The sequence below is a fragment of the Galbibacter orientalis DSM 19592 genome, assembly GCF_000260115.1.
GTDB lineage: Bacteria > Bacteroidota > Bacteroidia > Flavobacteriales > Flavobacteriaceae > Galbibacter > Galbibacter orientalis.
This window is the reverse complement of record NZ_JH651379.1, coordinates 132,735-146,879: the sequence shown is the minus strand read 5'-3', so window position 1 is coordinate 146,879 and position 14,145 is coordinate 132,735. Positions and strand designations below refer to the sequence as shown.

Sequence of the window (14,145 nt, the reverse complement as noted above, 5' to 3'; positions counted from 1 at the left end):
AGTTAAGTCGGAAAACTAGATTCGTTTTCCGACTTTCTTTAATTTTATAGATAGGTTATTGAGCTTCCAAAGTATAGGTTAACTTTGTAAAACTTACAGTTACATTATAGTTTCCTCCGCTAACTGCAATGTTATCTCCACCTTGTTCTAGCATTCCATCTGCACCTGTGTCTCCGTAATCAACCACCCATTCGTTGTTTTGACGGAATTTCATTTCGCCGTCTACAAGTGTAACTGTTGCAGACCAAGAATCGGTAGCTGGGTCGTAAGTCAATGCAGCATCTGGACCATCCCAGCCATTTGGAGTTGCAGAACCTACTAATCCCCATGTAAAAGGTTCTATTGTGTAGGTAAGTTCTTTTGTGTTGAAGGTCACTTTGTAAGAACCAGCTTCTACTTGGATATTATCTCCTCCTTCTTCTAGTGTTCCATCTGCTCCTGTATCTCCATAATTAAGAGCCCAATCGTTGTTTTCTCTTATTTTAATTTCACCTTCTATAAGGTTAGCATACGCAATAATTACATCTGGATCCTCGGTTTTAACAAAAGAGACATCTGGACCATCCCATCCATTTGGCGTTGCATCTCCTACTAATCCCCAGGTGGTAACAATGCTTTCTACTTCCTCTGTATTTTCTACTAATTCAACATTAATAGGTAGAGAATCGGAAAATTGCTCAACAGTATTCCCGCCATTACTCCCAACATACGCTCTAACTTTAAAGTATAGGGTTCCTGTATTAGGAGCTTCCGTTTCAGGATCATTATCTAGTCCTGCTTCTTCTGCCAAGCTTAACATATTAGTTACTGTAACCCCGTAATTTGTTTCGCTTAGGTTACTTCCCAATACAGTAATTCCTTCAAAATCTGTAGTTGTAGAAGCTTGTAGTTCATAAAAAACTGGAGTTGAGACTCCAAAATCAACAGCATTCCATACAAATCTTTCCGCTAGATTGTCACCATTTGATGCTTCAAGAGGGTAGGAGTCTAACACCGTATTTTCAAATGCAATACCTTCTGGGTCAGGCTTTGCCACGAAAGTGAATTCGTCATCATCAGAACAAGCATTAAAACTTAAAGTTGCTATAAAAGCAAGTAGTAAAAGTGATATTTTTTTCATCTGTTTATATTTATTGTTTTTAACGGTCAAATGGAACATTTATAAAATCATTTTGCGGTGTGTATAGAATTAATCATAAATGTTTCATCTTAATTAGTTTAGGTTAGTAACCAGGGTTTTGAGTTAGGTTTGTATTGATTAAAACAATATTACTAGGTAATGGGAATAAGTTTCTGTAGTCTTCTACACCAGTTCCATTTTTTGCACCACCTTTAAATGGCCATAGGTAGCTTCCTGAAGTAAAATATCCAAAGCGAACTAAATCGGTTCTACGTTGACCTTCCCAGTATAATTCTCTAGCTCTTTCATCTAGAAGAAAATCAAGGGTTAAATTGCTACTAGAAACATTGTTAGAATTATTTCCAAAAGCACGTGCTCTAATTTGATTGATATAATTTGTAGCCGTATTTAAATCGCCTCCAGATCCGCCTCTAACAACAGCCTCTGCGTAGTTTAAATAGATTTCGGCAACTCTAATAATTGGGAGGTCGGTGTCTACAAAATCTCCTCCTTCATCACTCCCAGCATTTCCTTGAGAGTCGATATTTTTGAATTTAGTAATTGCATAACCGTCTGTGAAAGTATTAGCAATAGTGTTAATTTCGTACGACTGTCCATCGGTGTAGAACATTGCTCTAGAGTCTGCCCACTCAATTGGATTTCCATCGTCGTCAGAATTTGTAATTGAGGTTTGAAATTTTTCAACTAGCGATTTTGTAGTACGTAGGCCAGCCCAACCGCCATTAACACCAAACTCTGCAGGCTCCATAGAACCTCCAACAGCTGCGTGTACTAAAAAGGTAGTACCTCCATAGGTTCTTGATTGATTTCCGTCGAAATTCAGTACAAAAATAAATTCATTTTGTGCTCCATTAGAATCGTTGTCGGCTAAGAAAAGTTCATCATAGGCAGAGCCATTTCCATTGGCATCTGTTGTGTTTAAAGCATAAGTAGAATTTATAGCTTTGTTTGAATAAGTAATTGCTTCTGTATACTTAGCTTCTCCAATCCAAGTTTCGGCATTTAAATAAAGTTTTGACAATAAAGCCCAAGCAGCAACTCGATCTACGCGTCCATATTCATTAGCGCCACTTTCTTTAAGAGAAGTTTCTATTTCTGTTAATTCTGATTCAATAAAACTGAAAATCTCAGCTCTTGTGTTTTGTTCTGGTAAATCGGTAGAAACAACTGTAACCAGCGGAACATCACTATAAAAATCTATTAAATTGTAATAGGCAAAAGCTCTAAGAAATCTTGCTTCAGCAATAAAAGAAGCAACTTCTGGAGTATCGTTTAGCGGAGTAGCTTTTTCAATAAAAGAATTACAAAAAGAAACCTCTTGCGCCAAACGATAGTACATTGCCGTAGCAAAGTCGTTGCTTGCATTCCAGCTCATGGCGTGTAAATTTGGCAAACCAGGATCTCCCCAACCTACAACGGCATTGTCTGTAGTTAATTCGTTTAAACTAAAAAGCATTCTTGTGTACTGAGAAGTACCTTCGTCTATACCTGTAATATCTGCATCTCCAGCAGGACCTTCTTGCCCAGTTAGGGCTAAACTAGCATATAGTTTGGCTAGTGCCCCTTTTGCTTCGTCTGCATTAGCAAAAACATCTTGCTCTGTAAAACTATCTGGATCGATAGGAGTTTGATCAAGGTCGTCGTGACAAGAAACCATAATGGTTCCAGTTGCCAATAATGCGATGAGTAATTTATATGTGTTTTTCATTGTAAATTCTGATTAAAAATTAAGATTAACACCAAATACAAAAGATCTCGGTCTTGGGTAGAAGTTGTTGTCGATACCTCCACCAATTTCAGGATCCAGTCCGTCATAATCTGTAAAAGTGGCTACATTTTGTACGGAACCGTAAAAACGTAAACTCGTACTTGGAATAGCATCTTGTAAAGTGTATCCTAAAGTGATATTGTCAATTTTAATAAAGGAAGCATCTTGGATGTAATAATCGCTTTGTAAATTGGTTTCCGTAATTGATTGGAATCTAGAATTAAAGTAATCTCTATGTAAATTAGTAAGAATGCTATTTTCTGTAGCCCTTAATTCATAACTTTTACTAGAGGCCATATTGTTATAGGCATAGTTTCCAATATTTGCTCTTGTAACCACCGCTAAATCCCAATTTTTGTAGTTTAAATTGGTGTTTAAACCCATAATAACATCTGCATAAGGGTCTTTGTATAAATAACGGTCGTCGTCGTTTATTTGGTTATCACCATTTCTATCTACATAAGCGCCTTCAATTGGAGCTCCAGCTTCATTATAGACTTGTTTGTATACCCAGTAGCTAAAAGGAGAGTATCCTTCTTTATGTAGCTGAATATTATTACCAGTTCCACCATTAATTCCTCCTACTTCTACTTGATCTGGAAGATTGGTAATTTCATTGCTATTAACAGAAATATTGTAACCAATGCTCCAATTAAAAGTATCGGTTTGTACTGGGACAACATTTAGTTCAAACTCAATTCCTTTGTTCTCCATATCTCCAATATTTTTGTCGATACCGTTAGAGAAATTTGTAAATGGGTCTACAGTTACAAAACTTATTAAGTCTTCTGTTTTCTTTAAATAAGCATTTACAGAACCAGAGATTCTATTGTTAAAAAATCCGTAATCTACTCCAGCATTGAGCGTTTTACCAACTTCCCATCGTAAGTTTTCATTATATTCTTCTGGTCTATAGGTTTGGTAAAAGCCATCTCCTAATTGGTAATTTGCATTGGTTCTACTGGCTGTATATTTAGTTAGGAAATTATAATCTCCTAAACCATTTACATTTCCAATTTCACCATATCCAACTCTTAATTTTAATTGGTTTATTACTTCTGAATCTTCTAAGAAACTTTCGTTGTTTAAATTCCAAGCTACTGCTACAGAAGGAAAATATCCCCAACGGTCGTTTGGATTTAATTTAGAAGAAGCATCTGCTCTTAAAGTTGCAGTAACTAAATATCTGTTATCGAAGTTGTAATTAAATCTTCCAAAGTAAGAAAGTAAAACACTTCTCCATTTATCAATTCTAATAGGGTTGTTTCCTTCTTCTTCTGCCTCACTATCGAAACTGTAATTATCATTTTCAAAACTCTGATAAGAATATCCAGCTACAGCAGTTATGGAATGAACATCAATTTCTTTTGAATAAGTAGCGTAAGCGTCGAATAATTTATTGGTAGCTTCGTTTGTGTAATTAGAAAAAGATCCGTTCCAGTCTAATTGAGAAGAAGGCATTTGATCTGAAACTATTGTTCTTCCGTGACTATTACTTTTGTCCAATCCTACATTTACAGTAGCTGTTAAATCTGGAAAGAAATGAAGTTTATAGTCAACTTTAGCATTTCCAATAAATCTTCTTACTTCCGCAGTATCATCTTTTAAATTAACTAAGGCAACAGGGTTTGTTGGCGCTAAACTATTTTGAACATTATCGTTGTTTAGCCAAGTAAAGTAACCGCCAAAAGGAGAGTTTTCGTCATAAATAGCTTGTGTTGGGTCAAAATCTACAGACGTCCCAATAGCATCCCTATTGGCAAACTTGTTTTCGGTATAAGAACCGCGTCCATTTAACTCAACTTTTAAATGATTATCTAAAAAAGATGGACGTAGATTAATAGATGCTGTAGTTCTAGCAAAGTTATCCCCTTGTAAAACACCATCTTGGTCGGTATACCCAATAGAAGCTCTTACGGGCATAAAGCCAGCAATATTTCCTGTGGTACTAAGGTTGTGTTCAAATCCAAAAGCATCGCCATAGATTTGATCTTGCCAGTTTGTGTTGCTAGCTCCTAAACGACTAATTGCATCTGCACTTCCTACTTCATTTACGAGAGTTCTAAACTCATTGGCATCCATAACATCTACATAATTTGTAGGGGTATAAAGGGTTGTAGAACCAGAATAGCTAAATTTAAAATCGTTGCCTTTTCCTTTTTTGGTAGTAATCATAATTACTCCATTGGCAGCTCTAGCTCCATAAATTGCCGTAGACGATGCATCTTTAAGAACCGTCATACTTTCAATATCATTAGGGTTGATAAAGTTTAGCGGACTTCTAGCACCTCCAACGCCACTATCTGCAATTGGAACCCCATCTATTACGTATAAAGGCGAACTGTTAAGCGATAAAGATCCTTGTCCACGAATTACAATATTCTGACCTTCACCAGGGGCTCCACCACCAGAAGTAACAGATACCCCGGCAATTTTACCTGTAATTAATTGCCCTGCATTTAAAACAGGTCCTTGGTTAAAATCTTCCGTAGAAACTTGGTCAACAGCTCCAGTAGCATCTTTTTTCTTTACGGAACCATAACCAATAACTACAACTTCGTCTAGTTGTTGGGTATCTTCTGTTAGTACAACATTCATAGTTGCTCCCGTTACAGGCTTTTCTTGTGTATTAAAACCGATATAAGAAAATTGAATAACTGTGCCATTTTCAGCATTAATGGTAAACTGACCATCAAAATCTGTAGTTGTTCCTGTAGTTGTTCCTTTTATTACAACATTTACACCTGGAATTGGGGTATTTGTTGAAGCGTCTGTAACAACTCCACTAACCGATTGTTGCGCAAAAATGCTTGCCGATATTAGGAACATTAATAGACTTATTTTTTGATTTTTTTTCACACGAATAAATTTAGGTTAAACGTTTATTTTTCAATATTTTACTAATTAAGTAAAGAGCCACTATGTCTTAAAAACCATTGCTTTATGTATTTTCTTATGTGTAGGTATTACCTTGGCTATACTTAATCCCTCAATGAGGGTTTCATAAGAAATTGTAAAATAGTTTTGATAATTGTTAGCTTATATTTTTACTTCTCGGCGTTAAAACTATGTAAAATTTGAGTAAAGAAAACGTTGGAGTTCGTTTGGAGGGTCACGAAAACGGTTTAGTGTTGAGAACTTTTTATTTTTTAACAGAAAGCTCTATTCATAGACTTTAATTTTACTATTCATAATAAATGAAGTGGGTTATTGTGAATAGTTTAATTTTTCATAAAAGCAGAATTCTGTGCTTAAATTGGAAAAGAGTAATTATTGTATGTATTTTTGCATATATTAAAATCTAATTTCTGCTATATAATGAAGAAAAAAATTACAATTAAAGAGATTGCTAGAGAGCTAGATGTTTCTATTTCTACAGTGTCTAAAGCAATGAGTAATAGCTCTGAAATTAGTAAAGATACTATTGAGAAAGTACAAGCTTTTGCCAAACTCTATAATTACAAACCTAACAATATTGCGCTGAGTCTTAAGAACAAAAAAACTAAGAATATAGCAGTAATTATTCCTGAAATTGTCCATCATTTTTTTACGTTAATTATTAGTGGAATCGAAAAGAAGGCAAATGAGCTCGGTTATAATGTAATTGTTTGTTTGTCCAACGAATCTTTTGATAAAGAAGTGATTAATATGGAAACGATGGCTAATGGACAAATAGATGGGTTTTTATTATCACTTTCAAAAGAAACCCTCTTAAAGAAGGATTTTCATCACTTACGGGAAGTAATTAATCAAGGAATGCCTTTAGTGATGTTTGATAGAACTTCCGACGAAATTTATTGTGATAAAATTATAATAGACGATGCCCGAGCTTCTTATAATGCCATTCAACATTTAATTTATTCGGGTTGTCAACGTATTGCTTTAATTACTACAGCCGATTATATTTCTATAGGGAAACTCCGTACGCAAGGCTATGTAAATGCACTTTATGATGCTGGAATTGAATTAGATGAAAATTTAATTGTAAAGGTTGATAAAGTAGAAGAATTAGACGAAAAAGTGAAGCATCTTTTTGATACTGAAAAATTTGATGCTGTATTTGGGGTGAACGAATTATATGCCGTGGTAGCAATGAGAGAAGCGCATAACCGCGGATTTAAGATTCCTCAAGAAATGAGTTTTATAGGTTTTAGCGACGGAATTTTATCTAAATATTCTTACCCAACTCTTACCACTGTTATTCAGCATGGTTTTGAAATGGGAGAAAAAGCAGCTAAAATGTTAATCGACCGACTTGAAACAAATGATGATGAATCGAGTTTTAAAACAGAGGTTATAAAAACCTCTATTCTAGAACGAGAATCTACGAAACCTATCTAGTAGTTTTCGTAGTTGTTAAAGTTTAATAGTAAGACTATTAGTTTCTTATCTGCTAAAATACTATCTTGCAGCCGTCAAAGTTTATATTTTTACTTCTCAATTTAAATTAAGCTTTGATAAGTCATAGCGCTTATCGTATAATAAACTAACACATTACGATAATGAAAAAGCGTATTTTAGGTTTCTGGGAAATCTGGAACATGAGTTTCGGTTTTCTAGGAATTCAATTTGGTTTTGCTCTTCAAGGAGGGTTTATGTCTCGTATTTTTCAGACACTCGGTGCTGAAAAAGACAATATTCCTCTTCTATGGATTGCAGCTCCCCTCACAGGTTTGTTAATTCAACCAATTATAGGTTATTTAAGTGATAAAACTTGGCATTCCAAACTAGGTAGACGCCGACCCTATTTTCTTATTGGAGCTATTTTAAGTTCTATAGCCTTATTTATAGTACCTCATTCTCCAGCATTATGGGTTGCAGCAGGTCTGCTATGGGTTTTAGATGCTTCCATTAATGTAAGTATGGAACCTTTTAGAGCGCTCGTTGCCGATAAATTGCATGAGTCGCAACGTTCATATGGTTTTGTTGTGCAAACACTTATTATAGGTATTGGTACTTGGGTGGCTAGTAATTTGCCATGGTTGGTTAATTACTTAGGAGTAAGCAATGAAGCCGCACCAGGAATAGTCCCTATGTCGGTTAAAATAGCCTTTGCTATTGGAGCTCTTGTTTTTATAACCAGTATTCTTTATACCATTTTTACTACGGACGAATATCCGCCGGAAGACATGGAGGCTTTTAACAAAATGAAAGCTGAAACAAAAGGACATTTTGTAAGAGATATTATTGAAAATATTGGAAATATGCCTCCTACCATGATTAAGTTAGGAGTGATTCAGTTTTTTAGCTGGTTTGCATTTTTTACCATGTGGAGCCTTGCAATGCCAGCTCTTACCGAGCATGTTTATAACGCACCAGCTCCCGTAGAAACAGCTTTTAATTTTCAAGAGGTAGCACAGCAAACAGCCTTTAATGTTGCCAATAAAAAATATCAAGATGCCTCAGATAATGTAGGTTCTGCAATGGGAGTTTACGGACTTTCTTCCATGGTTTTTGCTTTGTTGCTAACTTTTTATGCCTCCAGAAAGCGTGTAAACCGTAAATATACCCATATGGCTTCCTTGATTTTAGGAGGGATTGGATTTATATCTATGTATTATGTTCCTGATCCTTCTTATTTATATATCAGTTTTATATTAATTGGAATTGCATGGGGAAGCATACTTTCAATGCCTTATGCTATGTTATCCAGTTCTATCGATGCTAATAAGATGGGCGTTTACATGGGACTCTTTAATATGTTTATTGTGCTTCCGCAGATAATAGCTGCAATAGGAGGTATAAATTATGCCTATAAATTAATAGGAGAAGAAACTATTTATTCCATGATTGTTGCTGGAATTTGCTTGATTTTAGCCGGATTGGCAAACCTACTTATCGTTAATAAAAAAGCTATTGCATATACAATAGATTAGTATTTCTAAAATATTAGTCTTTGTTTTAAAAGAAATTAAAATGAAGGAAGAAAAAGGATTTATATTTGATTTAGACGGCGTTATTGTAGATACTGCTAAGTTCCATTTTTTAGCGTGGAAAAAAGCGGCAGCCGAATTTAACTTTGAACTTACACACCAACAAAACGAACAACTTAAAGGGGTAAGTAGAGTAGACTCCTTAAAGAAAATATTGAACTGGGCTAATGCAGAAGTTTCTCAAGAGAAATTTGATGAGTTAGCAGCCAATAAAAATGCCGATTATCTAACGTATGTTGATAAAATGACAGCAGCAGATATTTTGCCTGGCATAAAAGAGATCCTCGCAGAGATTAAAAAAGAAGGGTATCCAATTGCATTGGGATCGGCTAGTAAAAATGCTCCTAAAATCTTACAAAAGGTAGGTATAATGGATCTGTTTGACGTTATAGTTGATGGAAATAGCGTTACCAAAGCAAAACCTAATCCAGAGGTGTTTTTAATTGCTGCAGAAAAAATTAATGTAGCTCCAAATAACTGTATTGTTTTTGAAGATGCCGAAGCAGGAATAGAAGCAGCAAATACAGCAGGAATGATCTCAATAGGATTAGGAAACGAACAAAACTTAAAAGAAGCCGATTATAATTTTTCGAGCTTCACAGAAATAACATTTAATTTTTTAAAAACACTTCAACCTAAATAAAAATGAATCAGGATTATATTGTACCAAACGAATGGTCATTAATAGAAGAAGGATTTCAGCCAGCAAAAGTAAAGTCGTCTGAAAGTTTATTTAGTATTGGAAACGGTGCTATGGGGCAACGTGCAACTTTTGAAGAGCATTATTCTGGTGCTACTTTCCAAGGAAGTTATATAGCAGGGGTTTATTATCCTGATAAAACTCGTGTTGGTTGGTGGAAAAATGGATATCCAGAGTATTTTGCTAAAGTACTTAATGCGCCAAATTGGATAGGAATTAACGTGCTAGTTAATGGTGAAATGCTAGATTTAAATACGTGTAAATCGGTTGAAGATTTCCGTAGAGAATTAAATATGAAAGAAGGATGGCATCAACGTAGTTTTAAAGCTACTTTGCCAAACAATGTGCAGATAAAAGTTACTGCTACTCGTTTTTTAAGTTTAGAAATAGACGAAGTAGGAGCTATAAAATATGAGGTAACACCGCTAAATACTTCAGCAGAAATTACTTTTTTACCATATGTAGATGGTGGAATTACTAATGAAGATACTAATTGGGACGATGCTTTCTGGGATGTTTATAAAACGGAAGCCCAAAATGATTTTGGGTATGTAGTTTCTAAAACCAATAAAACAGAATACCATGTGTGTACTGGAATGATTAGTACATTATTCTTGAATAATGAGAAGCTAACCATTGCTCCACAAGAAAATATTGAAGCGCTAAAAGCTACTTTTTCATATACTATTGAAGCAAAAGAAGGAGAAACTGCTGCTATTGAAAAAATGGGAGGCTATGTTACTTCTTTAAATTATAAAGCAGAAAATCTTGTAGAAGCTTCATTAAAAGTGCTAAGCAATGCTTCAAAAATTGGTTTTGATGCCTTGCTAGAAAAGCAAAAAGAGGCTTGGGCTTCTATTTGGGAAATGGCAGATGTTACTATTAATGGCGATGTAAAAGCGCAACAAGGAATCCGATTTAATATTTTTCATTTAAATCAAACCTATTCTGGAAAAGATGCTCGTTTAAATATTGGTCCAAAAGGATTTACAGGAGAGAAATATGGAGGGAGTACTTATTGGGATACCGAGGCTTATTGCATTCCTTTTTATATGGCTACCAAAGACGATAAAGTAGCTAGAAATCTTTTAAAATATCGTTACAACCATTTATCAAAAGCTATAGAAAATGCAGAGAAATTAGGCTTTAAAAATGGAGCTGCTTTGTATCCAATGGTAACAATGAATGGAGAAGAGAGTCATAACGAATGGGAAATTACCTTTGAAGAAATTCACCGTAATGGTTCCATGGTGTATGCTATTTATAATTACGTTCGCTATTCGGGAGATTACAGTTACATTCCAGAAATGGGCTTGGAGGTAATGATAGCAATTGCTCGTTTTTGGCACCAAAGAGCTAACTTTTCAACGGCTAAAAATAAATATGTAATTCTTGGAGTTACGGGGCCTAATGAATACGAAAACAATGTAAATAATAATTGGTTTACAAATTATATTGCAAAGTGGTGTATTGAATATGCTACCGAAAATATTGAGAAAGTAAAGTTGGAATACGCTTCAGATTACGAACGAGTTATTTCAAAAGCAAAGCTTTCTTCTGAAGAAATAAAACAATGGTTGGAAGTTGCTCAAAATATGTATTTTCCTTACAGTGAAGAGCATCAAGTATTTTTACAACAGGATGGATTTCTGGATAAAGAATTAATTACTGTAGCAAATCTTTCAAAAGATGAGCGACCAATAAATCAAAAATGGTCTTGGGATAGAATTTTGCGTTCGCCTTACATAAAACAAGCAGATACCTTACAAGGATTTTACTTTTTTGAAGCCCATTTTAGTAAAGAAGAATTGGCACGTCATTTCGATTTTTATGAGCCTTTTACGGTGCATGAATCTTCGTTATCTCCATGCGTTCACAGTATTCAAGCTGCTGTTTTAAATAAAATGGAACAGGCTTATAACTTTTATTTACGCACCTCTAGATTGGATTTAGACGATTATAATAAAGAGGTTCATGAAGGGTTACACATTACTTCTATGGCGGGTACTTGGATGAGTATTGTTGAAGGTTTTGGAGGAATGAGAATTAAAGATGGAAACCTAACTTTTGAAACTCGGATTCCAAAACAATGGAAAGCTTTTTCTTTTAAAGTTAATTTTAGAGGAAGTATTGTAAAAGTAGATGTGAGTCATCAAGAAACTACATTTACAGTTGTAGGAGAAGAGGATTTAAAAATTGAATTGAACGGAAAAGAAGTTGAGGTAAAAGCAACTTCAATAACCATATAAATTAATGTCAAACTGAACTCGTCGAGATATTGGGGTACAATGCTTGGCGGGTTATTGTTAAATTGATTCTGTTGAATTATTGTCAAACTGAGCTTGTAAGACTAATCTTGTCAAACTGAGCTTGTCGAAGTTTAGTTAACACAATCCAGCATGACGTTAAAAAAACACAATATGAAAAAAATACTAATAAATATATGCGCTTGTTTGATGGTGATAAGTAGTCTCTCTGCACAAGAATTAAAATCGCCTGACGGAAATTTCGTTATGGATTTTTCTTTGCAGAAAGACGGAACGCCAACTTATAAATTAACCTATAAAGGACAAGCAATAATAAAGGAAAGTAAACTTGGTTTTGAGTTGAAAAATGATGAAAAATCGTTGGTTAATAATTTTTCTATTCAAGACACTCAAACCAATACATTTAATGAGACTTGGAAACCAGTTTGGGGAGAAGTTTCAGAAATTACAAATCATTATAATGAGCTAGCGGTAACCTTAAAACAAGCAGAAACTGCTAGAAAAATGAGGATTCGTTTTCGTTTATTTAATGACGGACTAGGTTTCCGTTATGAATTTCCTCAGCAAGAAAACTTAGTGTACTTTGTTATTAAGGAGGAGCACACCCAGTTTGCAATGGCTGGAGATCATACTGCTTTTTGGATTCCTGGAGATTACGATACGCAGGAGTATGATTATACCGAATCTAAGTTGTCTGAAATTCGTGAAGAAATGGAAGATGCTATTACTCCAAATGCTTCTCAACAACCATTTTCTCCAACAGGCGTACAAACCGCTTTAATGATGAAAACCGATAACGGATTGTACATTAATTTACACGAGGCGGCTCTGATTAATTATTCTACAATGCATCTTAATTTGGATGATAAAAACATGGTTTTTGAATCGTGGTTAACTCCAGATGCAAATGGAGATAAAGGATATTTGCAAGCACCATTTAATACGCCTTGGAGAACCATAATTGCTAGTGACGATGCGCGTGATATTCTGAATTCTAAAATGACTTATAACCTAAACGAGCCTTCTAAAATAGATGATACTTCGTGGATTAAGCCAGTTAAATATGTTGGGGTTTGGTGGGAAATGATTACAGGAAAAAGTTCTTGGGCATATACCAACGATTTTCCTTCTATTAAATTAGGAGAAACAGATTATTCTAAAGCTACTCCCAATGGAACCCATGGCGCCAATACTGAAAATGTAAAAAAATATATCGACTTTGCTGCAAAGCATGGGTTTGATGCTGTTTTAGTGGAAGGATGGAATGTAGGTTGGGAAGATTGGTTTGGAAAATCTAAAGATTATGTGTTTGATTTTGTAACGCCCTATCCAGATTTTGATGTGGAAGAAATAGATGCATACGCCAAATCAAAAGGAATTAAAATGATGATGCACCATGAAACGTCAAGCTCTGTTAGAAACTATGAGCGCCATATGGATGCAGCTTATAAATTTATGAATGACCACGGATATACCTCTGTAAAAACTGGATATGTAGGAGATATTTTGCCAAGAGGCGAAAATCATTACAATCAGTGGATTGTAAATCATTATCAATACGCATTAGAAAAAGCAGCCAATTATAAGATTATGATAAATGCGCATGAGGCAGTTCGTCCAACAGGAATTGCACGTACGTATCCAAATTTAATAGGAAACGAATCTGCTAGAGGAACCGAATACCAAGCTTTTGGAGGTTCAAAACCAAACCATGTAACGGTATTGCCTTTTACACGTTTAATTGGTGGTCCGATGGATTATACACCAGGAATTTTCGAAATGGATATCAGTAAAATGAATCCGAACAACAACTCGCATTTAAATGCAACTATTGCCAATCAATTGGCATTGTACGTAACCATGTATAGTCCGTTGCAAATGGCTGCCGATATTCCAGAAAATTACAACCGTTTTCTAGATGCTTTTCAGTTTATAAAAGACGTAGCTGTAGATTGGGATGAGAGTGAATACTTAGAAGCAGCGCCTGGAAAATATGTTACCGTTGCGCGTAAAGCCAAAGGAACTAATAACTGGTTTGTAGGAAATGTTAATGGCTTGGAGTCTCGTACCACAAAAATTTCTTTGGATTTTTTAGAGGAAGGAAAAAAATACGAAGCTATTATTTATGCTGATGCTAAAGATGCTCATTATAAAACCAATCCGCAGGCATATAAAATTACAAAACAAACAGTAACTAATACGTCAAAGTTAACGCTTACTTCAGCGCCAGGCGGAGGTTTTGCTATTAGTATTATAGAAAAATAGAGAGTACCTGATTTTAGGGATTTGTAATAAACAAAATAGTTACCTCTACAAAAGGAGATGAGTAAAGCAAA

8 protein-coding genes are annotated in these 14,145 nt (G+C 35.0%); 5 read left to right on the top strand and 3 right to left on the bottom strand.

The window, feature by feature from the left end:
* Positions 1–55 precede the first annotated feature (55 nt).
* The 3 genes from JOOMADRAFT_RS00755 to JOOMADRAFT_RS00745 all read right to left on the bottom strand — a co-directional run bounded on the left by JOOMADRAFT_RS00755 (position 56) and on the right by JOOMADRAFT_RS00745 (position 5,738).
* Positions 56–1,120 (bottom strand): SusE domain-containing protein, encoded by a 1,065-nt coding sequence (locus JOOMADRAFT_RS00755; protein WP_008610704.1) that lies wholly within the window; start codon positions 1,118–1,120, stop codon positions 56–58.
* A gap of 103 nt (positions 1,121–1,223) precedes the next feature.
* A complete protein-coding gene (locus JOOMADRAFT_RS00750) occupies positions 1,224–2,849 on the bottom strand; it encodes a RagB/SusD family nutrient uptake outer membrane protein (RefSeq protein ID WP_008610703.1) in 1,626 nt (541 codons plus the stop codon).
* A gap of 12 nt (positions 2,850–2,861) precedes the next feature.
* Positions 2,862–5,738 (bottom strand): SusC/RagA family TonB-linked outer membrane protein, encoded by a 2,877-nt coding sequence (locus tag JOOMADRAFT_RS00745; protein WP_157136709.1) that lies wholly within the window; start codon positions 5,736–5,738, stop codon positions 2,862–2,864.
* A 489-nt stretch (positions 5,739–6,227) separates the two neighbouring features.
* On the opposite strand from JOOMADRAFT_RS00745, the gene JOOMADRAFT_RS00740 reads away from it, so the two are divergent.
* The 5 genes from JOOMADRAFT_RS00740 (at position 6,228) to JOOMADRAFT_RS00720 (ending at position 14,074) form a co-directional block, all read left to right on the top strand.
* Positions 6,228–7,250 carry a LacI family DNA-binding transcriptional regulator gene (locus tag JOOMADRAFT_RS00740; RefSeq protein WP_008610701.1) on the top strand — a complete coding sequence of 341 codons (1,023 nt, stop codon included), beginning with the start codon at positions 6,228–6,230 and terminating at the stop codon, positions 7,248–7,250.
* Between the two features lie 161 nt (positions 7,251–7,411).
* Entirely contained in the window at positions 7,412–8,785 is a 1,374-nt protein-coding gene (locus JOOMADRAFT_RS00735; RefSeq protein WP_008610700.1) for an MFS transporter, read from the top strand.
* Positions 8,786–8,825: 40 nt separating this feature from the next.
* A complete protein-coding gene (pgmB, locus tag JOOMADRAFT_RS00730) occupies positions 8,826–9,485 on the top strand; it encodes a beta-phosphoglucomutase (RefSeq protein ID WP_008610698.1) in 660 nt (219 codons plus the stop codon).
* Between the two features lie 2 nt (positions 9,486–9,487).
* Positions 9,488–11,791: a glycoside hydrolase family 65 protein gene (locus tag JOOMADRAFT_RS00725; protein ID WP_008610697.1), complete on the top strand. Its 2,304-nt coding sequence runs from the start codon at positions 9,488–9,490 to the stop codon at positions 11,789–11,791.
* Between the two features lie 171 nt (positions 11,792–11,962).
* On the top strand, positions 11,963–14,074 hold the full coding sequence (locus JOOMADRAFT_RS00720; RefSeq protein ID WP_008610695.1) for a glycoside hydrolase family 97 protein: 2,112 nt from the start codon (positions 11,963–11,965) through the stop codon (positions 14,072–14,074).
* Positions 14,075–14,145: the final 71 nt, after the last annotated feature.